This window comes from Rothia sp. 11273D007AR, assembly GCF_053547255.1.
Window position 1 is genome coordinate 41,276 of record NZ_JBPPWJ010000003.1, and the last position, 22,841, is coordinate 64,116.

Annotated in this window: 15 protein-coding genes; 11 read left to right on the top strand and 4 right to left on the bottom strand. The window is 63.5% G+C overall.

Features of this window, described 5'->3' with window-relative positions:
• Positions 1-35: 35 nt before the first annotated feature.
• Positions 36-1,328: a glutamyl-tRNA reductase gene (locus tag ACED88_RS02300; RefSeq protein ID WP_449108591.1), complete on the bottom strand. Its 1,293-nt coding sequence runs from the start codon at positions 1,326-1,328 to the stop codon at positions 36-38.
• A gap of 88 nt (positions 1,329-1,416) precedes the next feature.
• On the opposite strand from ACED88_RS02300, the gene hemE reads away from it, so the two are divergent.
• From hemE to hemL, 8 genes are all read left to right on the top strand, one after another.
• Positions 1,417-2,544, top strand: coding sequence for a uroporphyrinogen decarboxylase (hemE, locus tag ACED88_RS02305; protein ID WP_449108592.1), 1,128 nt, complete (start codon positions 1,417-1,419; stop codon positions 2,542-2,544).
• A 13-nt stretch (positions 2,545-2,557) separates the two neighbouring features.
• On the top strand, positions 2,558-4,021 hold the full coding sequence (gene hemG, locus ACED88_RS02310; RefSeq protein ID WP_449108593.1) for a protoporphyrinogen oxidase: 1,464 nt from the start codon (positions 2,558-2,560) through the stop codon (positions 4,019-4,021).
• A gap of 45 nt (positions 4,022-4,066) precedes the next feature.
• Positions 4,067-4,912, top strand: coding sequence for a hydrogen peroxide-dependent heme synthase (gene hemQ / locus ACED88_RS02315; RefSeq protein WP_449108594.1), 846 nt, complete (start codon positions 4,067-4,069; stop codon positions 4,910-4,912).
• Positions 4,912-6,213, top strand: coding sequence for a ferrochelatase (locus ACED88_RS02320; protein WP_449108595.1), 1,302 nt, complete (start codon positions 4,912-4,914; stop codon positions 6,211-6,213). Before hemQ ends, ACED88_RS02320 begins: the two co-directional genes overlap by 1 nt.
• A gap of 444 nt (positions 6,214-6,657) precedes the next feature.
• Complete coding sequence (gene hemC, locus ACED88_RS02325; protein WP_449108596.1) at positions 6,658-7,665, top strand: hydroxymethylbilane synthase; 1,008 nt, start codon at positions 6,658-6,660, stop codon at positions 7,663-7,665.
• A 4-nt stretch (positions 7,666-7,669) separates the two neighbouring features.
• On the top strand, positions 7,670-8,491 hold the full coding sequence (locus ACED88_RS02330) for a uroporphyrinogen-III synthase (RefSeq protein ID WP_449108597.1): 822 nt from the start codon (positions 7,670-7,672) through the stop codon (positions 8,489-8,491).
• A 32-nt stretch (positions 8,492-8,523) separates the two neighbouring features.
• Positions 8,524-9,531, top strand: coding sequence for a porphobilinogen synthase (gene hemB / locus ACED88_RS02335; RefSeq protein WP_449108598.1), 1,008 nt, complete (start codon positions 8,524-8,526; stop codon positions 9,529-9,531).
• A 5-nt stretch (positions 9,532-9,536) separates the two neighbouring features.
• On the top strand, positions 9,537-10,862 hold the full coding sequence (hemL, locus tag ACED88_RS02340) for a glutamate-1-semialdehyde 2,1-aminomutase (protein WP_449108599.1): 1,326 nt from the start codon (positions 9,537-9,539) through the stop codon (positions 10,860-10,862).
• A 255-nt stretch (positions 10,863-11,117) separates the two neighbouring features.
• Here the strand turns inward: hemL and ACED88_RS02345 are convergent, their stop codons facing one another.
• Both ACED88_RS02345 and ACED88_RS02350 read right to left on the bottom strand, forming a co-directional pair.
• Positions 11,118-12,455, bottom strand: a complete 1,338-nt coding sequence (locus ACED88_RS02345; protein ID WP_449108600.1) for a threonine/serine ThrE exporter family protein — start codon at positions 12,453-12,455, stop codon at positions 11,118-11,120.
• A 143-nt stretch (positions 12,456-12,598) separates the two neighbouring features.
• Positions 12,599-13,285, bottom strand: a complete 687-nt coding sequence (locus tag ACED88_RS02350) for a 3'-5' exonuclease (protein WP_185174396.1) — start codon at positions 13,283-13,285, stop codon at positions 12,599-12,601.
• Between the two features lie 140 nt (positions 13,286-13,425).
• Here ACED88_RS02350 and ACED88_RS02355 point away from each other — a divergent pair, with 140 nt between their 5' ends.
• A complete protein-coding gene (locus ACED88_RS02355; RefSeq protein ID WP_449108601.1) occupies positions 13,426-16,902 on the top strand; it encodes a PD-(D/E)XK nuclease family protein in 3,477 nt (1,158 codons plus the stop codon).
• Positions 16,903-16,911: 9 nt separating this feature from the next.
• The gene (locus ACED88_RS02360; protein ID WP_449108602.1) at positions 16,912-20,592 is read left to right on the top strand and encodes a UvrD-helicase domain-containing protein; all 3,681 of its coding nucleotides are present in this window, start codon (positions 16,912-16,914) and stop codon (positions 20,590-20,592) included.
• Here the strand turns inward: ACED88_RS02360 and ACED88_RS02365 are convergent.
• Positions 20,581-21,531: a phosphotransferase gene (locus ACED88_RS02365; protein ID WP_449108603.1), complete on the bottom strand. Its 951-nt coding sequence runs from the start codon at positions 21,529-21,531 to the stop codon at positions 20,581-20,583. The genes ACED88_RS02360 and ACED88_RS02365 overlap by 12 nt on opposite strands.
• Before the next feature lie 53 nt (positions 21,532-21,584).
• Here ACED88_RS02365 and nudC point away from each other — a divergent pair, with 53 nt between their 5' ends.
• Entirely contained in the window at positions 21,585-22,802 is a 1,218-nt protein-coding gene (nudC, locus tag ACED88_RS02370) for an NAD(+) diphosphatase (protein ID WP_449108604.1), read from the top strand.
• Positions 22,803-22,841 lie beyond the last annotated feature (39 nt).

Sequence of the window (22,841 nt, forward strand, 5' to 3'; positions counted from 1 at the left end):
GCGGACGGGGTCGCGGCTGGTGGGGTGCCTGCCTGCTAGGAGGCGTCGGTTTGGGGCTCGGCCTCTTCGGGGGTTTCTTGCACTTCGATTCCGTAGAGGACTTCGAGGGCCGCTACATAGTCGTCTACCCGGCCTTCGCGTGCCATGTCTCGGGCGCGGACGGTCGGGGTGTGCAGGAGGGACTTGACCATGCGGCGCATTGCGAGTTCAAGCTGTTCAGTTGCTGCGGTGCACCCGTACTGGTTGTGCACCTTAGCGAGCTCGGCATCGAGCACACTCATGGTGTGTTGTCTGAGAGCAACAATAGCAGCGTCGACGCTGCGCGCTTTCTCCTTAATGGAGAATTCTGCGGCGGCTTCGTCCACAATTGTGCGGGCAGTGTGCACGGACTCTACGGTCTCTTCGGGGGCAGCCAGACGCACAGATTCGAGGGTAATGAGTTCTACCTCGGGCAGGTCTGCTACCTCGGGGGCGAAGTCACGGGAGAGTGCTAAATCAAGGATGACGCGCTTGCCAGCGGGGATTTCGATGGGAAGCATAGGGGAGGCGCCACCCGAGCAACCGATGATGATATCGGCCGCTGCCATCTGCTCGTGTAGTTCCCCGTGGGGCACTGCCTGTACCCCGCGTTTGTCGGCAAAAGTGGCTGCACGATCTGAGCGGGAGTATATCCAGATATCGGTCGTCCCCCGAGAGTGCAGGGCAGCTACGGTAGCCCCGGCGTAGGCGCCGGTACCAAAGACCAGAACCCGGCGATTCTCCCAGGTTTTGTCGGCGATGTCATCGGCCATATCCAGGGCAACCGACACGATGGAGCGGCCCCGGGAACCCAGCATGGTTTGCTGGCCGACCCGGCGGGCGGTTTGGGCACCGTGTTCAAAGAGGCGCACCAGGTTGCCGGTGGCCCGTCCTTGCTCCTGGGAGAGAGACAGAGCGCGGCGCACCTGGCCGGTGATTTCGCGCTCACCCACAACGGCCGACTCCAGGCCTGATGCCACAGTGAAGAGGTGGTGGGCCGCATCGGCATTCACCAGCACATCAAAGCTGTTTTCTACCAGGTCGTAGGAAAGCCCTGACCGCTGGGAGATCAGGTCAAAAATGTGCTCTGAGGCGGTAGCAACATCGTTGGCGATGTTCTGGTCGGTGGCCCCCGGCTTACTGGGAATCTCTGCGTAGAGCTCTAAGCGGTTGCAGGTAGACAAAATCACCTCACCACGAATGCCGGTGCGTTCAAGATCCCGGTGGATTTTCTCAACGCCTTCGCTGAGGTAAGCCACAGTGGTGAGGTCGACGGAGCGATGCGATGCTACAAGGCTGAAAATAGTCACGACGACTCTATTATAGACATCTCCCTGTTGGGGGTCTGGTGACAGGTTGTCTCTAAAGTTGTGCTTTAAACTTGGCAGAATGGTGTATATGAGTCAGACCGTGTCATCAGCGCTGCGTCAGCGCCCCCTGCTCACCGACGAGCAGCTTGCCCACCTGCCCGCTACCCACCCCTTGAAGACCGCCGGTACCGGCGAGTCAGCCATGATTCGTACCCTGACCGGGCGCGAAGCCGAGCACGCCCCGGTCTGGTTTATGCGCCAGGCAGGACGCTCCCTGCCCGAGTACCGCGAAATTCGCGAGGGAATCCCTATGCTGGATTCCTGCCTCAACCCTGAGCTGGCCGCAGAAATTACGGTTCAGCCGGTGCGCCGCCACAAGGTCGATGCCGGTATCTTCTTCTCGGATATCGTCATCCCCATGAAGCTAGCTGGTGTGGGGGTCGATATCGTTCCCGGGCGCGGCCCCGTGCTCGATGCCCCCGTCCGCACCCTCGACGATATTAAGAACCTGCCCGAACTCGAAGACTCCGCCCTCGACCCCATTCGAGAAGCTGTCGCTCTAACCGTTGAAAAGCTGGGCTCCACCCCGCTCATCGGCTTTGCCGGTGCCCCCTTCACCGTGGCCGCCTACATGGTAGAGGGCGGGCCCTCCCGTGACCACCTGCGTCCGCGCACCATGATGCACGCCGACCCCGAAGCCTGGGAAGCCCTGGGTGCCTGGGCCGCCCGCACCTCAGCCCAGTTCCTGGCTGCCCAGATTGAGGCGGGTGCCTCAGCCGTGCAGCTCTTCGACTCCTGGGCAGGCTCCCTGGGCGAGGCCGACTACCGTCGCTTCGTCATGCCCCACTCCGCAGCCACCCTCGCTGCCGTTGAACACTACGGGGTGCCCCGCATCCACTTTGGTACCGGCACCGCCGAGCTGCTGCCCGCCATGCTTGAAGCCGGCGCTGACGTCATCGGTGTTGACTACCGCCTGCCCCTCTCCGAAGCCCAGCGCCGTTTGGGCGGCGGCATCGTGCTACAGGGCAACATTGACCCGGCCCTGCTCGCCTCGGGCTGGGAGGCCCTTGCCGCCCACACCGATGCGGTTCTTGAAGAAGGACGCTGCGCCCCGGCCCACGTGGTCAACCTGGGGCACGGGGTGCCCCCAACCACCGACCCCACCGTCCTGACCCGCCTGGTCGACTACATCCACACCTCAACCCGCAAAGGCTAGGAAAAAGAACCCCATGGCACAGCACCAGCACCTGCACAACACCGCCCTGGTGATTGGCGGCGGCATCTCGGGCCTGCTCGCAGCCCGCGAACTAGCCCGCGCCGGTAAGAAAGTCACCCTGGTTGAACGAGAAAGCCACCTGGGAGGTGCCGTAGGCGCCCACCAGCTAGCTGGCCTGGTGCTGGATTCCGGTGCTGAGTCCTTTGCAACCCGTACCGACGCCGTCCGCAACCTGCTGACCGACCTAGGGCTGGCTGACCGCATAGTAACGCCCGAGCCTCTAGGCTCCTGGCTCTACCTGCCCACCGGGCCCTACCCCTCACCGTCCACCGGTGTTCTGGGCATTCCCGGTAGCCTCGATGACCCGGCCCTCAAAAAAATTCTGGGCCGGGCAGGCTACCGCCGCGCCAAGCTCGATGCCGTGCTGCCGCGCTCAGCCGGGTCTAACGCCAAAACCCTGGGGGAGCTGGTGCGGGTGCGTCTGGGCCAGCAGGTACTCGACCAGCTGGTAGCCCCGGTGGTATCCGGTGTACACTCGGTACACCCCGACCAGCTAGAAATCGCCACCATAGCCCCCGGTCTGCTGACCGGCCTCCGCGAGCTGGGCTCCCTCACCGCAGCCAGTGCCCGCCTGCGGGCCGCCTCACCGGCAGGCTCCCAGGTTGCCGGTATCGAAGGCGGCATGAACCAGCTCTCCGAAGCCCTGGTAGACGACCTGCTCCGTCAGCGCGTGCGCATCGTCAGCGGCTTCGACACCATCGCCGTTGACCGCGACCCCGTCACCGGCGGGTGGACGGCCATCCAACGCCAGCCCGAATACGGCGAAAAATCAGCCATTATCCGCGGCGAACTGCTAGTGGTAGCCACCGACGCCCAGACCTCCATCCGTCTACTCGGGCCCCACCTACCGGCATCCGCCCTGCCCGCCGTTGCCCCCGGCCCCGAAGTTGCCCTGGTCTCCCTAATCCTTGACCAGCCAGCCCTCGATACCGCCCCGCGCGGCACCGGGCTGCTGGTCAGCGAAGCTGCCACCGGCGTCCGCGCCAAGGCCCTCACCCACGCCACCGCTAAGTGGGGTTGGGTCGCAGAACGGGCAGGGGAGGGGCGCCACGTGGTGCGCCTGTCCTACGGGCGCGGCAAGGACCACGACACCTCACCGCTGTCAGAACTGGCCCTGCACGATGACCAACTGGTCACCCTGGGCCTCCACGACGCCGGCCACCTGCTGGGCGTGCCCATCACCAAGAGCCACCTGGTCGCAGCGGACGTCGTGCGCTGGCGCAGCGCCCTGCCCTCCACCACGCCGGGGCACAGGGACCGTGTCACCGCCTTCCGCTCGGCCCTCGCCGACCTGCCAGGTGCCACCGCCGTCGGCGCCTGGATTGCCGGAACCGGCCTGGCAGCCGTCACCGCAGACACCCAGGAGCACCTGGGGCGCTTCATCCAGAAAAACACCGACTCATCAGCTACTGACTAAGTAGCGGCTACTCGCCTTCAACGTCCCACATCGAAAGGTAACCCCATGTCACACCACGGTAACCCTGCAGAACACCCCCACAGCGCCAGCTCATACGGCAGCGCAGGCCACGGCGCTTACAGCCACGGCGGTAGCGGCCACGGCGGCCGTCCGCCCATGCCCACCGCCAAGGACGCGGCCGGCAAAATTCAGGGCCAGCGCCCCGGCGAAGTCGCCGAAGGCGACAGCCAGTTCCACTACGCCCTCTACACCGTTTTTGCCCGCGAAGGTGCAGCCGACCCCGCCGCTACCGGCGCTGAGGCAACCGCCGAACTCGAAGCCCTGGTTGCTGAGCTCGAAGCCAAGGGCGTGATTACCCGCGGCTTCTACGACGTCTCAGCCATGCGCAACGACGCTGACGTGATGGTCTGGGTTCACGGTGCTGTGCCCGAAGACCTGCAGGCAGCAATCCGCAGCTTCCGCCGCACCGCAGCTTTCTCGGGCACCAAGATTGTCTGGTCAACCATGGGCGTACACCGCGACGCCGAATTCTCAGCCGGTCACACCCCCACCTTCGCCAAGGGCATCGCCCCCGAACGCTGGGTCTGCGTCTACCCCTTTGTGCGCTCCTACGACTGGTACACCATCAACCCCGAAAAGCGCCGCGAGGTCATGAAAAACCACGGTATGAAGGGCATTGACTTCCCCGAGGTGCTGCCCAACACCATCGCCACCTTCGGCCTGAATGACTACGAGTGGCTCATCGCCCTTGAGTCCCCCGAACTGGTGCTTATCGTTGACCTTATGCGCTCCTTCCGCAACACCGAAGCCCGCCACTTCGTGCGCGAAGAAGTTCCCTTCTACACCGGCCGCCGCATCGAAGCTGCCGAGATTGCCCAGGTGATTGCCTAATGACCGCCCAGCTTCCTGCCGATACCATCCCCAACCAGACGGATCCGGCCAACACCGCCTCTAACGGCCCGGCTGTGCTCGATGAGGGCACCATCGCCGATTACACCCCCGAGTCCACCCTCAGCCGCCCCCGCGCGTCCGCCCCCCAGGACTATGACCTGGTGATTCTTTCTTCTTTCGGTGGCCCCGAAGGGCAGGACGACGTCATCCCCTTCCTGCGCAACGTCACCGCCGGTCGCGGAATCCCTGACGAGCGCCTAGAAGAAGTTGCCACCCACTACCGGGCCAACGGCGGTGTCTCGCCCATCAACGAGCAGAACCGGGCCCTGCTGGCAGCCTTGCGTGATGCCCTGGCTGAGAAGGGCCCGGCCATCGATATCACCTGGGCCAACCGCAACTGGGAGCCCTACGTCAACGACGTGGTCCAGCAGGCCTACGACGAGGGTAAACGCAAGATCCTGGTGCTGGCCACCAGTGCCTACCCCGGCTACTCCTCCTGCCGCCAGTACCGCGAAGACTACGGAATCGCCCTCGAAAAGCTGGGCCTGGACGGCAAACTGCAGATCGATAAGGTCCGCCAGTTCTGGGACACCCCCGGCTTCATTACCCCCTTTGTCGAGGGGCTGGTGGAAGGAATCAAGGACGTCCGCGCCCAGCTTGCTGCCGCCCAGCAGGCTGCCGCGGGTAACGGAAAAATCCGCATCATGTTCTGCACCCACTCCGTACCCACCAGCGCCGCCAACGAGGCAGGCCCCCGCGGCGTCGACTACGAAGGCGGCTCCGCCTACGTCGAAAAGCACCTGGAAGCTGCCCGCGCCGTCCTCGCCGGCGTCCAGGCCGTTGACCCCGCCCTCCTCGATGAAGTCGACTGGGAACTGGTCTACCAGTCCCGCTCCGGCCCGCCCTCCATGCCCTGGCTCGAACCCGACGTCAACGACGCCCTCGAAGCCCTCGACGGTAAGGTCGACGGCATCGTGCTCGTGCCCCTCGGATTCGTCTCAGACCACATGGAAGTTAAGTGGGACCTCGACACCGAAGCCCTCGACACCTGCAAGCGCCTCGGCTTCGCAGCAACCCGCACCCCCACCCCCGGCACCCACCCCGCCTACGTTGAAGGCCTGCGCCAGCTGATTGCTGAACGCGTCGCCTCCACCGCCCCCGCCCAGGACGCCGACGGCGTACAGGCAGCCCGCCAGTCCGTTTGCGGCGGAAACGGCTGGTTCGACGCCTGCAACCCCGACTGCTGCAAGTCCCAGCGCCCCGGCTCCGACAAGCCCGTGATTGCTGATTACCAGGGGTAACACCTAGGGCGGGTCAAAGCGATGGTTAGGGCTGGTGGCGCGGGGGCTGCTGCCACGCTCGCAACCATTCTCGCCCCGCCTCTGGAGCTTGCTCGCAAGCTCGCATTGTAGCTCCAGACGCTGGGGCGATTCATTGCCAGGCCCAATCCACGCTCGCTTTCGGCAGCAGCCCCCGCGCCTTACGGCGCGAACCTTGGTTGCCCCAGCCAGTTGGCTTCATGAATGCCTCGCCGCCCGGTTGTCGCATGGGTCAGGAAAGCGGGCGGAGGGGAACACGCAGCAAGCTCGCGTGGATCGGGGCTGACGGTGAATCGCGACGAGCCCCCAGGCGAGGAGCGAGAGCGGTTGCGAGCGCTGCGTGTTTCCCCGGAGTACGCGACCCACGCCCCTCTGCAACACGGCGGCTTAAACATTTCAGATAAAGATTGCACGAAAGGACGCTCATTGGCAGCTCGAACATTTACCGTAGGTACGCGTGGGTCGGCTCTTGCGACCACCCAGACTGGCTGGGCTGTTCAGCGTATGCGGGAGGCGACCAGTATTGAGCTAGAGACCGTCACCGTCAAAACTGAGGGCGACGTGCTCACCGGCCCCCTGTCTCAACTGGGTGGTACCGGTGTTTTTGCTGCGACCCTGCGCTCCCGTCTGCTCGATGGGGGAGTGGATGTGGCCGTCCATTCCCTGAAAGATCTGCCCAGTGCGCCCTGCCCGGGGCTGACCGTCGCTGCCACCCCGGAGCGGGAGGACCCCCGCGACGCCCTGTGTGCCCGGGACGGTCTGACCCTCGATACCTTGCCTGTTGGTGCCCGGGTGGGTACGGGGTCGCCGCGTCGGGCCGCCCAGCTGCTGGCTATCCGTCCTGACCTCACCATTGTTGATATTCGCGGTAATGTGGGTACCCGCCTGGCCCGTGTGGCTGGCAATGAGCACTACGGGGTGGGCGCCCACGGCCTGCACGGTGAGAAGAAGCTTGGCGCTATCACCGGTGACTGCGATGCGGTAGTGCTGGCTGCTGCCGGTCTGCACCGTCTGGGCCTTGCTGAGACCATCACCGAGTACCTGGGTGTTGATAGGGTTGTGCCCGCTCCCGGCCAGGGAGCTCTCGCTATCGAAATTCGTACCGAGGACGCCGGCGGGCAAACAGAGCTGGGCCAGGCTGTAGCTGCTGTCAATCACACCGAGACCCAGCTGGCTGTGACCGCTGAGCGTGCCCTGCTCCGCCGTCTTGAAGCGGGCTGTGCCGCCCCCATTGGGGCTTACGCCCTGGTGGACGCTGGCCAGCTCGTCCTTAACATCGCTGTGGCTAATACCGACGGCACCGAGCTGCTGCGGCACACCGTGCAGACAGAGACCCTGTCGGTAGAAGCTGCCGCTTTTCTTGGCACCCAGGCTGCCGATGACCTGCTGGGCATGGGCGCTGCAGCCCTCGCCGGTCTTGAAGGCGGTGCTTAGAGCCGTGACCACTTATCTCATCACTCGAACCCCGGCTAAGGCCGCCGCGCTGACCAGCGCTCTATTGGAGCAGGACGCCGAAGCGCAGCTGCTCTACGCCCCCATTCTTGACCCTGTAGGCACCGAACCAGAAGACTGGGAAGAAGTCGCTTTCGCCCTGATCCGCGGGGAGTTCTCCTGGGTTACCTTCACCTCGGTCAACGGGGTACTGGGCCTAGACGCCCTGGCACAGGGGCTGGGCCAAAGCCTGGTCGAGCTGTTAGGAGCTGCCCAGATCGCAGCCGTCGGTCGGACTACCGAGGCAGCCCTGGTTGAGCGGGGCCTGCTGGTCGACTTCGTACCCGAAACCCAGTCAGCAGCCGGAATGGTCGACGAATGGCTCATCGACGAAGAATGGGACAACCCCATGGACGAAACCATCTTGGCCGTCCAGGGAACCACAGCTTCACCGACCCTCGAAGAAGGGCTCACCGACTACGGCTACACCGTAGCCACCCTACCGGTCTACGACATGCTGCCCTACCCAGCAGAGAACCCCCTGACCGGGCAGAACCCCGCTGACCTTGACGCTCCGTCAGGTTCCGCGCTCACCCTGGGCGAGGCCGTCACCGCGCTCGCGACCACCGACGTCCTGATTGCAACCTCGCCCCTGCTCCTGCAAACCCTAGCGGACGCCGCCGGCAGCACCCTGCCCCCCACCATTGCCATCGGGGCCAGCACCGAAGCCGCCGCCCGCAACCTACCCGAGCAGCAGCGTCCTGCCACCATCACCGTGGCGGCAAGCCCCGCCGCCGCAGACCTGGCAGCAGCCGCCCTCGCCCTCTAAGCTAAAAAGACACCTACCCGTCAAGGAAGACCATGTTTGAATCCTCAGCCCTCCCGGTGCGCCCCCGCCGCCTGCGTACCACCGGCCCCATGCGGGCCCTGACCGCCGAAACCGCCCTGACCCCGGCTAACCTGGTGCAGGTGCTCTTCGTGCGCGACGGAATTGAGGAGCCCGTTGCCATCGAATCCATGCCCGGCCAGTACCAGCACACCCTGGAAACCGTCATCGGGGAAGTCCAGAAAGCAGTAGATGCCGGCGTGCGCTGCATCGACCTTTTCGGTGTGCCCCGTGATGAAGATAAGGACGCGGCCGGTTCAGCAGCCTGGGCTGAGGACGGCATTCTCAACCGGGCTATCCGCGCTGTGCGCCAGCACTTCGGCGACTCGGTGGTCGTCATGGCAGATACCTGCCTCGACGAATTCACCGACCACGGCCACTGCGGCCCCCTGGTCGAAGATGCCTTCGGTAACACCGTCGTTGATAATGACGCCGCCGTGGAGTCCTACTGCAAGATGGCGGTTTCCCAGGCGCGCGCCGGTGCCCACACCGTCAGCCCCTCCGGCATGATGGACGGCCAAATCGCCGCCATGCGCACCGCCCTCGATGATGCCGGCTTCACCGACGTTTCTATCCTGGCCTACTCCGCCAAATACGCCTCGGCCTTCTTCGGCCCCTTCCGCGATGCGGTGGGCTCCACCTTCACCGGCGACCGCAAAACCTACCAGCAGGACCCCGCTAACCGCCGGGAATCCCTTTACGAAGTCCAGCTCGATATCGAGCAGGGCGCCGATATGGTCATGGTTAAGCCCGCCACCGCCTACCTGGACATCGTGCGCGAAGTCGCCGACTTCTCACCCGTCCCCGTTGCCGCCTACCATGTCTCCGGCGAATACGCCATGATTGAAGCCGCTGCCGCCGCCGGCTGGATCGACCGCAAGGCCGTAGCCCTCGAAGCCCTCATGGGCATCCGCCGAGCAGGCGCCTCCATCATCCTGACCTACTACGCCACCGAAGCCGCCACCTGGCTCAACGAAAGGTAAACCCCTTGACCGTCTCAGAAGACCTCTTTGCCCGCTCCGCCCGCGTCATTCCCGGCGGCGTCAACTCACCCGTACGCGCCTTCAACTCTGTGGGTGGCACCCCCGCCTTCATGGTAGAGGCATCTGGCCCCTACCTGACCGATGCGGACGGCCACAACTATGTGGACCTGGTCTGCTCCTGGGGCCCGGCCCTACTTGGTCACAAGCATACCGGCGTGATTGAAGCTGTGCACGCAGCTGTAGAGCACGGCCTCTCCTTCGGCGCCTCAACCGCCGCCGAAACAGAGCTGGCAGAACTCGTAGTTGACCGCATCAACGCCGTAGCCCCCGGAACCATCGACCAGATCCGCATGGTCTCCACCGGCACCGAAGCAACCATGACCGCCATCCGCCTGGCCCGCGGCTACACCGGCCGCGACAAGATCATTAAGTTCGCCGGTTGCTACCACGGCCACGTCGATGCCCTGCTCTCAGAAGCCGGCTCCGGCGTCGCCACCCTGGCCCTGCCCGGCTCAGCAGGCGTCACCGCCGCTACCGCCGCCGAAACTATCGTCCTTCCCTACAACGACGAGGACGCCGTCCGCGCAGCTTTTGCCGCCAACCCCGGCGAAATTGCCGCCATCATCACCGAAGCAGCCCCCTGCAACATGGGCGTTGTAACCCCTGCCGAGGGCTTCAACGCCTTCCTGCGCGAGATCACCCGCGAACAGGGCGCCCTCATGATTTTCGACGAGGTGCTGACCGGCTTCCGCGTCTCATCCGCAGGCTACTGGGGCTACTCCGCCCCCTCAGAAGGTAACTGGGCCCCCGACATCTTCACCTTCGGCAAGGTAATCGGCGGCGGTATGCCCATGGCAGCCCTGGGCGGTAAGCGCGAAATCATGGAATACCTGGCTCCGCTGGGCCCCGTCTACCAGGCAGGTACCCTCTCCGGTAACCCCATCGCCATGGCCGCCGGTCTGGCTACCCTCAAGGCCGCTGACGCCACCGTCTACGAAACCATTGACGCCCGCTCAGCCCAGCTGCAGGCCGCCCTGGTCGAAGCCTTCAACACCGCCGGGGTCAACCACTCCATCCAGACCGCAGGCAACCTCTTCTCCGTCGCCTTTGGTACTGCTGATACGGGCGTGCATAACTACGAAGACATCAAGGCGTCAGAAACCTACCGCTACAATGCCTTCTTCCACTCCATGCTGAACTCCGGCATCTACCTGCCGCCCAGCGCCTTCGAGGCCTGGTTCCTTTCAGCAGCCCACGATGACGCCGCCATGGACCGCATCATCGCGGCCCTGCCCGACGCCGCCCGAGCAGCGGCGGAGGCGACAGCCTAGAGAGGACCAAATTAAATCAGTTCGGAACGTTAGATAGTGAGGTGAAGAAGGCTCGCGCTGGATGGAGCCCAGCAGATTCCGAGCGCGCGAGGAAAATAATCTGCGGGCGGAATAGGCGTAAGCCTGACCCTCACGCCCCGCCTAACGGCGGATTTCGTTCGCTCTTGTGTGCTCGCGCGCTCGCACTCGCTCACTTCATCCGAGCCAGCAGCTTCGCTGCGAGCCTTCTTCACCTACTTCTGCGTGTAAGTTTCCTTATCTCATGTGCCCCTGCGGCAGGGTGGCCAGGTTCTGGGTGTCGCGGTCGTAGAGCCAGTTCTTGTCCATGAGCAGGCGGGACAGGGCCAGACCCATTCCTAGAGCAGCGAAGATGAGCAGGACCTGCACGAAGCTGGCTAGGGCCTCATTGACATCGCCGTTAGAGAAGTGGGCCATGGACATGTAAAACATGACACCGGGAACCATGGTGACGGTAGCCGGCACCGCCAGGGAGATGCGGGAAACCCGGCGGGCGTGGAGGGGAGCGACGATTTCTGAGAGTACCCCGGCGGTAAATACGGCCAGGGCGATGGCGAGGTGGGGCGCCCACCCGGCCTCTACCAGCCAGATACGACCCGGGTTTACGATTGCGGCGATTGCCCCTGCCCAGGTGCAGGAGAGGGGAGTGGCTGAGAAGAGCATGGCGAAGCCGAAGGCGGCGGTGAAGGAAGCCAGCATCTGGAGAATCAGGAGCAGCCAGAAGGCAAGGTGCGGGGCTGGGGCCTGCTCTAGGGGCAGGCTAAAGACCAGGGAGATGAGCCAGACCGAAAAGGACGCACTACCCAGGAGCAGGGCAACATAGGTGAGGCGGGAGATGCCGGAGGAGAAGTCCATGCGGGCTATTTCTAGCATGCCGGTGACCAGGGGGAAGCCCGGTACCAGGTAGAGAATTGAGGATATAAAGCCCACCAGGTGGTTATCCGCGATGAGACCGGGGGCGATAAGCGCCGACATGACCCCCACATAGATACCGGCTGAGAGCAGGCCGCAGAGCATCCAGACCGCCATATGGTTGAGACCCCGGTGGGCTAGTGTGGAGCGTAGGAGCTGGCCGGCGAAGGCCGCGATGAGAACGACTGAGCATTCAATGACCCCGCCCCGGTTGAGGAAGGCGAAGGCTGCACAGGCTAGGGCTGCAGCGAGAGCTAGGAGCCAGGGGGTGTAGAGAGGTTTTTCTTTCTCAATGCGGGTGAGTGTTGCGTCGGCTAGAGCTGGGTCGATGCGTTCGGGCAGGGATGAGACGAAGTCGCTGAGCAGGTCGATTTTGTAGGCGGAGATTCCCTTGACGCGGGTTTCTGCAATTTCGGTGCGGAAGTTGCCGCCAGAGTAGGCGGTGGTGGAGAGTTCGGTGAAGTGGACCTGGGCGTGGTGTTCTTCAAGTCCTACGGCTTTGGCCAGGCGGGACATGGAGGTTTTGACGCGGTAGGCGCTGGCTCCAGATTTCATGAGGAGTAGGCCTAGCTTGAGGACGACCGCTGATTGGGCTACCAGTTCTTTGTGCTGGTTGCGGGTGGAGCCGAGGTAGATGCTGTTGGTGGGCGCGGGCTCGTTCACGGTCATCCTTGCGGTTGTGGTGTATCTGCTTCTTTAAATCTAGTAGAGGGAGTGCAGAAAAGGACGCCGGTGGGCAAGTGACGGTGCTCAAGGCACCTACCTGCCTACCGGCGTCCTGACGGAGCGTTCACGCTACCTGAACTTTAGTCGGTGCGCACCGGCCAGGCGCCGCTGACGTCCGCCTGCTTGCCAATACGGTTGAAGTAGTCCTGCAGCTCGGCTGCCTGCTCAGCTGCCCAGGTAATCTGCTGCTCGTGCAGGGCTGTAGCAGGCTGTTCGATCTCTTCGTATTCAAAGCTCATAGCCGTCAGTAGGCGCTCAGCTGCCAGGGCGTCGTCCTTCGAGGTGTGGGCGTTTTCCAGCTCCACGCTGTATTCGCTGGCCAGCACTTCCAGGGTGCGCTTGCCCTTCTTGAACTTGTGCACGTGCTTATTGATGACCAGGGGGTCAAGCACGGGGTAGCAGGTCAGCGGCGGGTACCCGTAGCGGGCCAGCTCAAAATGCAGCACCGAGAAATCGTAGGCAGCGTTGAAGGCGATGACGGGAACACCGTCGGCAAAGAGACCGCCCAGAGCCATAGCCACCTCGTAGGCAACCTGCTGGGCAGGCTTGCCGTGCTCGCGGGCGTACTCGGTGGTGATGCCGTGAATAGCGGACGCCTGCTCAGGAATCTCAACCCCGGGGTCAGCTAGCCATTCCCCGGCGCGCAAAACCTCGCCGTCCGGAGAAACCAAGACCAAAGAAGCCGTGACGATGCGGGCAGTCTTAGGGTCGATGCCGGTTGTCTCAAGATCGAAAGTGGCGCGGGGAAGCTCGGTCCATGAAGTCATACCTTCGATAGTAGCGACAGAAGTAGCGCCACAAAAATATTTGGGGCAGGTGGCGCCCAGGCTCTTAAAATGTCAGCCACCTATGATGAACTTGGACTACAGTGAGAACCTCGACCACGAGAAAAGATGGGGAGTGCACGGTGACACACGAGCAGCTAGAGACTCAGGGCGCTACCTTGCTTCTGGGCGCGCCCGGCAGCGGCAAAACCCAGGCCCTGCTAGAAGCAGCTACCGCATTCATTGAGCAGGGTAAAGACCCTGCCCGTCTGCTGGTGCTCACCCCCTCACGCGTCAGCGCAACCAGGTTCCGAGAAGCGCTCTCAGCCCGCATCACCGCAACAGTCTCAACCGCCCCGGTACGAGCCTGGCAGGCTTACGCCTTTGACCTGCTGCGACGGGCCCATATCGAGGGTTACCTACCCCACCTGGACTTCACCCCCAAGCTCCTTTCAGGCCCGGAGCAGGACGTCCTGATTAAAGAACTTCTCGACGGCCACCGCAGCGGCGAAGGCTCTAGCATTATCTGGCCCGATGACCTCCGTGAAGCCCTTGAAACCCGCGGTTTCCGCCACGAGGTGCGAGACTTCTTCGACCGCATGGCCGAATACGACCTCACAGCCTCAGCAGTTGCAGACCTAGCACAGCGCTTCGACCGCCCCGAGTGGTGGACCCTGGCTAAGCTCTACACCGAATACCGCCAGGTGCGCGCCCTCCGCGCCCCGCATGCCTTCGACCCTGCAGCCCTTATCCACGAGGCCACCAAGACCCTGCTAGCCCACCCCGATGTGCTGAGTGCAGAACGCGCCCGCTTTGACCTGGTACTCATTGACGACGTGCAAGAACTCACTCCCTCTATCTACCGGCTGCTGGCTGTTCTGACCGGCAGGTCAGCAGAGTACCTACGTGCCACAGCCAGTAACTCGCTGGCCTCTGTCACAGAAGCCGAATCATCAGACCTGGACGGCCTTCTTGCCTCGGGCCCGGTAGTGGTCATGACCTGCTGCACCGATACGGTCGTGCAGGGCTTCCGCGGAGCCAGCCCCCAGCTGGCAGCCGACCTCCCCGATATCTTCCCCTCTCTCGTTACAGAAGAGCTCACCACGAGCTGGCGCATGGCACCAGTTATCGCCGAGCGCTGGGCAGAACTGGCCTCCCGCCTACCCGTTGTGCCCCGGGCAGCCCACCGGCGCGTCCTTACCCCCGCTCCGCAAGAGCCCAGCGAAGAGGCCCTCCTGCCGGTCGGGGACGACGGCGCCCTGCTAAACCCCGCAAAAGCAGCAGAACCAGACCCCGAGGTACTGGGCCTGGTTGTAGAAACCCCCCAGCAGGAAAACCAGCTGCTAGCCCAAATGATCCTCGAAGACCACCTCTACCGGGGCAGGGCCTACCAGCGTAGCGCTATTATCGTGCGAAACGGCTCAGACGTCACCCGGCTCAAACGAGCCCTCAATAACCTGGGTGTTCCCGTACAAACAGCAGCTTCTATCACCCCCGTGCGCGATGAACCTGCCGCCCGACCCTTCCTTGATGCCCTGGGGCTAATCCTGCACACCCGGCGCCTACGGGCTACGGAGCGGGCCACGAGCCCTCACGACGCAGAGACAGAGCTATCAGCTACCCAGCAAGCAAACACCTGGGGCCTGGGTGCTGATACCGCGGTTTCCCTGCTGACCTCCCGTCTGGGTGGGGCTTCGACCATGGACGTGCGTCGTTTACGCCAGCGTCTTCGCGCCGAAGAACTGCGCGCCGGGGGCACCCGCGACAGCGATGCCCTCCTGGTCGAAGCCCTCGTCAACCCCCAATTACTGCCCACCGGCGAAAGCAGCGCCGCTGCCCGCCGCCTGGGCCGGGTACTCACCGCAGGTGATAAAGCCCTCGACCAGCCCGGCGCTACCGCCGAAACCGTCCTCTGGGCACTCTGGGAGGCCTCGGAACTTGCCCCCCTCTGGAAAGCCCAGTCTCTCTCAGGCGGTGCAGGAGCCGACCGCGCCGGGCGAGACATCGACGCCATGATAGGCCTGTTCGAGGCAGCCGAACGCTACACCGACCAGATGCCGGGGGCCACCGCCGAGCAGTTCTTGGCCTACATCGATGCCCAAGACCTACCCATGGATACCCTGGCAGAGCGCACCAACCACCGCGACGCCGTAGAAATCATGACCCCCGCTCTCGCCGCAGGGCGCGAATGGGACACCGTCTACATCGCGGGCCTGCAAGACGGCACCTGGCCGAACACCACCGTCCGCGGCTCCCTACTGGGAACCCTCGACCTTGTGGACGCAGCTACCGGGCGCCTGGATACAAACAGGCATGATAACGGTGGGGGAGTAGCTCCCGGCTATTCACTCCTTGAACGCCTACGCTCCAACCGTTTCGACGAGTTCCGTATGTTCGCCACAGCAACCTCCCGAGCCCGCTCCCGGGTAGTCTGCACCGCTGTATCTTCTGCCGACCAGGCCCCCAGCGAGCTGCTCGATATCTTTGCCCCGGCCCCCGGCGGCGAGCGGCCCCTCACCGAGGTCCGCCGCCCCATGACCCTGCGCTCCCTGGTCGCCGAACTGCGTCAGTGGTCAGAAGCTCAGCACATTTCACCGACGAAAGCCGATGCCGCTGCCCGCCTGCTGGGCCGACTCGCTGACCCTGAGCAGACCTCCGGGCTGAACCTACCCGGTGCCCACCCCCGCTCCTGGTGGGGGCTGCTACCCCTGTCCTCACAGGCCCCGGCCTTTGACGGGGACGGGCCGGTTCCGGTATCGCCGTCTCAGATTGAAAAGATTCACCGCTCGCCCCTCGACTGGTTTGTAGCTGCCTCCCGTGCTGAAGCTGCCACCGACGCCTCGCGGTCGCTGGGCACTCTCATCCACGCCATTTGCGAAGATATGCCCGATGGGAACGGAACCGACCTGCGCGATGAGCTCCACCGCCGCCTACCCCAGCTAGGGCTGCCCGACACCTGGGAGAGCCAGAAAATGGTGGAGCGAGCCGAGGGCATGCTCCAGAAGTTTGCCGACTATGTGCGAGACCTCAAGGGCAAAGGACGCTCCCTGGTGGGTGTTGAGGGCTCCTTTAGCGTGCTGGTGCCCGGCCCCGCCAGGGACGCCCTGCTGTCGGGGCGTGTGGACCGCATAGAGGTAGACCAGGTGGGGCGCTTTATCATCATTGATCTGAAGACCGGTAAGAGTAAACCCAGCAAGGCAGATCTTGAACAGCACCCGCAGCTCGCTGCCTACCAGGTTGCTCTTGAAGCCGGTGCAGGCGCCCTGATGCAGCAGGCCCTACAGCACGATGCCCTAGCCCAGAAGGAGGGTGAGCAGCCAGCGAAGCCGCAACCGAACCAGGTGCCGGTGCTTGACGGGCTCCACGAGCTTTCTGGCGGTGCCCTGCTTCTACAAATTGGTGGGACCACGAAGAGCTACTCTGAGCAGGAACAGGCCCCACTGACCGCTGAAAGTACCTGGGCTGTTGAACTCATCAACCGGGCTGCCGAACTGATTGCAGGGGAGCACCTGCAGGCTCGGCATACCGCAGGTGGCCCCTTTGGCATCGGCTGTGCCCTCCCCGATATTTGCCCCATCTGCTCACGGGGCCGCGCTATCACCGTCCGCCCCGCCCAGTAAGGCAGAATCATGACTGAACAGAAGCCAGCAGAAACCTTTCTCAGCCCCGAAGATATTGCAAAAGCCCTGGGCCGCCCCCTGCCCACAGCGGAGCAGTCTGCCATTATCAGCTCCCCGCTAGTACCCCGCCTGGTCGTAGCGGGAGCAGGGTCAGGTAAGACCGCCACCATGGTGGACCGGGTGGTGTGGCTGGTTGCAAACGGGCTTGTGCGCGCCGACCAGGTACTGGGGGTAACCTTCACCCGCAAGGCCGCCGGCGAACTGCGGGAGCGTATGCGCTCCCGCCTTGAAGAGCTCCGCCGCCAGGGGCTCGTGCGAGAAAACCCTGATCAGGGCGCGGACGGGGTCACGAGCGACCCTACCATCTCCACCTACCACTCCTACGCTAATACGCTGGTGCAGCAGTACGGGCTCCGCATCGGCGTAGAAGACGATACCCAAATGCTGGGTGGCGCTCAAACCTGGCAGCTGGTTGCCCAAATCGTGGAGCACTATGAGGGTAAGCTACCTGAAAAAGACGTCGCTAAATCAACCATGGTGGAATCCATCATCAAACTCTCGTCCGAGTGCGCTGAACACCTGGTAAGCCCCGATGCCGTGATCGACTGGTGCACAGAAACTCTGAAACAGGTAGAGCACCTGGGCAAGCCCACGGTCAAGGGAGCTACCACTGAACAGCGGGCCCTGGTACAGGGGCTACAGCTGCGTATTTTTTACGCTGAGCTGGTCAAACGCTATTCATCCATCAAAGAACAGATGCAGGTGATGGACTACGGCGACCTCATCGCCAAGGCTGCCCACATCGCGAAGACCGTACCTCAGGCTGCGCAGACAGAACGGGAACGCTTTAGGGTGGTGCTCCTGGACGAATTCCAAGATACCTCCCATGCCCAGATGCAGCTCTTCTCCGATCTGTTCGGGGCAAAAGCAGATGCCCCTGCCCACCCCGTGATGGCGGTGGGCGACCCCAAGCAGTCTATCTACGGCTTCCGCGGAGCTTCTGACGGCCAGCTCTTTAGCTTCTACGACTACTTCCCAACAGAAGACCGTACCGCCAGCTACCTCACCGTGGCCTGGCGAAATGACACTTCTATCTTGGCAGCTGCCAATCGGGTAGCTGAGCCCCTGAGCGTAAGCCCCGACTGGGTTCAGCGCACCCACACCATCGAGGTGCCGCCCCTGGTCGCGCGCCCCAACCCCACTGCGGGGCGGGTGCTGGTAGGGGAGTACCTCACAGACCTGCAAGAAGCCCGTGCCCTTGGCCAGATGATTGCCGAGCAACGCTCTAGCTTTGTTGGCCGCCCGCTCTCAGACATGCCGACCATGGCCGTCCTCTGCAAAAAGCGAGCCATGATGGAACCCCTGCAAGAAGCCTTCGACGAGCTGGGCGTCCCCTACCAGGTAGTAGGTCTGGGCGGCTTGCTCGATACCCCCGAAATCGTAGATCTGGTGGCGGTGCTCCGAGTGCTGAGCGACCCCGGCCGTTCAGATGCGCTCATGCGCATACTGGCGGGCGCCCGCTGGCGGCTCGGCTTATCTGACCTGCTAGCCTTTGGCGAATGGGCAGAAGCCATCAAACGCCAGCGAGAACTTGAAATCAGGTTTGGCATTACGGCCCAGGCCGCTGCCCTGCGCGCCGAACAGGAAATCCTCGACGAGGTTGAGGGCCTGAGCGAAGCCGCTGAACGCGGCGCCACCAGCGCGAGAGACCTGAAGGACGCTGGCGGGCAGGTACCGGCGTCCGCTGAAGACTACCGGCGCCTACTCCAGGCTGCCGCCCCCGACGTCACCGATGGAGCCTCCCTGATTGAGGCACTCGAAAACCTGCCGCAGGAGGGCTGGGTCTCAGCCCGCAGCGGCCGGTCCATCAGCGCCGAAGGCTTGAAACGACTTCAGGCCGTATCGAGGGAACTGACCTACCTGCGCCAGTTCACCGCCGATGACCTCACCACCCTCATCAGCGAAATCGAGCGCACCCTCCTGCTCGATATCGAGCTAGCTGCCCGCCCGGGGGCACACGCAACATCGGCTCGCAGGCACCTTGACGCTTTCTACGACGTGGCCGCTACCTACGAGTCCACAGCCCCCCGTGTGAACGCCCTGCTCCTGGCCGCTGCTAACGGCCAGCCCCTGGAAGAGGGAGAAGCCGGCGTCCGCTTTGCCCTCAGCGCCACCGGTGCCTCGGCATCGGGGATTAGCGGCTTCTTAGCCTGGCTCGATGCGGCAGCCCAGCAGGAAGCCGGGCTCGAAATGGCAGCAGAGGCCCCCCGCCACGACGCGGTGCAGATTCTTACCGTGCACGCTTCAAAGGGGCTGGAGTGGGACCAGGTATATATTCCGGGCATGGCTGCCGGGGACTTCCCCGATGCTAAGGACGAGCGCTGGACCAAGCAGTCGGACACCCTGCCCTGGCCCCTGCGCGGGGACGCCGCCTACCTACCCGGCTGGCGGTCGGACTTCGATCACTTGCAGGATCTCGGTGATTTCATGGCCCAGCTCTCGGAGCAGGCGGTAGAACACCGTACCCTGGAAGAGCGCCGTCTGGCCTACGTGGGGTATACCCGTGCCCGATCCCTGCTCGTTCTGACTACCTCGGCCTGGAAAGGAACCACGGCTAAGCCCCGCCTCATGTCTGATTTCGTCGCCGAGTTACTCGTTGCCCGGGTTGAGTTAGCTGAAATTCTGAGCGAGCTTGACCCTGACCAGGTAGGCGTCGTCAACCCCCAGTCAGCCACGATTACCACCGCCCTCTGGCCCTTCGACCCCTTCGATGGGCCCCACCAGATGACCTGGACCTCCCTTCAGGAACTCGAAGCAGCAGGCCCTGCACCTGGCCCAAACGAGAGCAAACAGGGCAACCTAACAGGGCTCAGCCCCCGCCAGGTAGTCGAGCGTGCGGCCCAGAACGTGCTGCGCGGAGGGCTTGAGGCAGATGCGCTGGCTGAAGCTCTCGCTGCCCTCCCCGACCCCACACCGGAGCAGAGCCAAGAGGCACGAGACGCTATCGAAGACTGGCAGGAAGAAACCGACCTGCTCCTGAGCCTGCTAGCCGCACCCGCGGAAAACAGCTCCTTCGAGCTACCCGGTCACCTGTCAGCCTCCCTGCTCGTCAACCTGGTCAAAGACCCCCAGACTGTCATCGACAACATGCGACGCCCCATGCCCCAAAAGCCGGGTATCGCGGCCCGCCAGGGAACCATCTTCCACAGCTGGGTTGAAGACCACTTCGGCACCAGCGGCATGCTCGACATGGACGAAGATTTCGATGACGACAGCACCGAAGAAGAGCTCAATATTCCGGCCCTGCGAGAGAACTTCCTCGCCAGCGAATGGGCAAGCCGTGAACCCTGGGCCCTGGAATACCCGCTGGAAACACCGCTTGCCGGAGTAACGGTACGCGGCCGCATCGACGCTATCTTTACCCGGACGGACGGCGACGGCTCGACCGTCTGGCAGCTGGTGGACTGGAAGACGGGGCAGCCGCCGCGCACTAAGAAGGAGCTCAAAGAACGGTCGGTGCAGCTCTCCCTCTACCGCCTGGGCTTTGCCCGCCTACAGGGGGTACCCGAAGAAAACGTAGAGGCCCATTTCTTCTACGCTTCAACCGGAGAAAGCATCGAAGTTACCCACTTCTCCACCCGGGTAGAGCTAGAGAAGGTGCTGGAACGGGCCGCTCAGTTAGCCGGCTAGGGCTCCAACAGCTCGCAGCTCAGCTTCGAGGTGATCGAGCATAGAAACAGCCTCTGAAATCATGACCCGGTCTTCTAGCTCCACCCCGCGAATCAGCCACTGGGCCAGACCGAACTCCGCGTAGAGGTTAGCTCGAGCTTCGAGGTTACGGTCGGGCTCCTGGGGCATCTCTTCACGGTAGGCCGCAAAGACCCTCTCCCTGAAGAGGGGGTCTTCGCAGGCGTACAGCCAGGCGAAGTCAGCAGCGGGATCACCGACGCAGACCTCTGACCAGCCGGTGATCTCAACGATTTTCTTCTGATCAAGCACCAGGTTGTCTTCGTTGAGGTCCCCATGAATGACGCGGGGGCGGAAGTCCCACATCACTGAATCGTTGAGCTGCTCTTCCCAGCGGGTGAGCAGCCCAGAGGGTACCTTGCCGGTAGCGACAGCTAGGTCAAGCTCGGCCAGGCGGCGCTCGCGGACCTGCTGGCCGGTGTAAACCGGTAGGTCGGCGTCCTCAACGATGGTGGTGGGGAAAACGTGAATGGTAGCGATGTGGCGGGCAATCTCGTCCGCAATATTGGGCTGGCCCTCGCGGGTTCGGTGGGAGAGATCAGCTAAACCGTCGATGTCGTAGTGGGACCCGGGATTGTGGGTATAGATGAAGGCCTGCCGCCCGTCGAGGGGAACGGTACCCACAATGGTGGGTACGAGGAAGGGCAGGCGGGCACGTAGCCCCGGCGTAAAGGACTGGAGGATGACGTGTTCCGCTTCGAGGCGCACGCTCGCTTCTGGGTGCTTGGGGGCACGGACGCGCCAGCGCTTGTCGGCTGAGTCAATGATGATGGCTGAGTCGAAGTCGAGGGCGTCGTCGGCTGAGGGGAGGGCGGCTACGGGGTAGAGCCCGGGGACCCCAGCTGATACGATGGCGGCAAGTTGAAGCGGTGTTGAAGTCACACTTTTAAGGGTACAAGAGAAGTTGGAACGAACCCGATATGAATGCTGAAAATATGACTAATCTGTCGGCATCTAGTTCGCAGGACGATACGGACGCAGCACCCGGCACGAGCGGGCAGGGCTGGTTTTCGCCCCTGGGGCGGTTACCGCTGACTACTGACCGGGTGCGAACCAGCGGCGCCGTGCGGGAGCGTCCAGGGTTCTTCGCGCACCTGGGGCAGGTCCTGACGGGCGGGCAAGACACCACAGATAGAACACCCAGCGACCTTTACCCCTGGCTTCTTAGCCCCGCCCTGCTGGCAGTTGACCGGGGCAAGGTGCTGGTTCACCAGACCGGCCAGGGGCTAGAACCGTTGGACCTAGCGCAGGTTTTTGATCTGCATACTGAAGCTGTACTCGACTACACGTCCCGCGACCGTCACCAGCACCCAACCCTCATCTTCGCAGGAAGCCGGGTAACGGCGTCCGCACCTACACAGAAGGGGGAGACAACCGAACAACCCGTGCTCGTAATCCTGGCTGACTTTGACCGCTTCTCAGACCTGGGAGAATCGCCTCTGAACCTCCAGGGCTTTGAAAACCAGGAGCAAACCCTCGCTGAGGTGGTAGCTGCCCGCTCGGGCGGCGAGTGGGTGAGCATACGCGACTACGCTGCCTACGCCTATGAGGGGCAGGGGGCAGCCTTCGCCTGGGGCGAGGTGCTGGCGGCTGCGGCGTCCTTGAGCGCCTGGCATGGATCCTCTGGTTTTGATGCGCGGACGGGCGCCCCCACCTTCGCTACCCGCGGCGGCTGGGTGCGGGTCACCGAAGAGGGTAGAGAGCTCTTCCCCCGCACTGACCCCGCCGTTATCACAGCCGTTACCGCTGAGACTGGGGGAGAGAGCAAGATTCTGCTGGGGCAGGCGCGGGCCTGGGGGAAAGGGCGCTTTTCTACCTTTGCCGGGTTCGTTGAGGGCGGCGAAGCCCTCGAAACCGCTGTCCTGCGCGAGGTCTACGAGGAGTGTGGCGGGCTGGTTACTTCGCTGAAGTATCTGGGGTCGCAACCCTGGCCCTTCCCCAGGTCGCTGATGTGCGGTTATCTTGCTGAAATCTCAAACCCCGACCAGGTTGAAGCCGATGGAGCTGAGATTGAGGAAATCCGCTGGTTCAGCCGATCAGAGCTCCTTGACGCCCACCGGTCAGGCGCTGTGCAGCTACCCGGGCCAAGCTCTATTTCCCGCCGCCTGATCGAGTTCTGGCTGGGGCAGCCCCTGGGACCTGCTGGGCGGTAGACTAGATAGCTGGCGTGGCCGCACGCGGCCAGCAAGAAC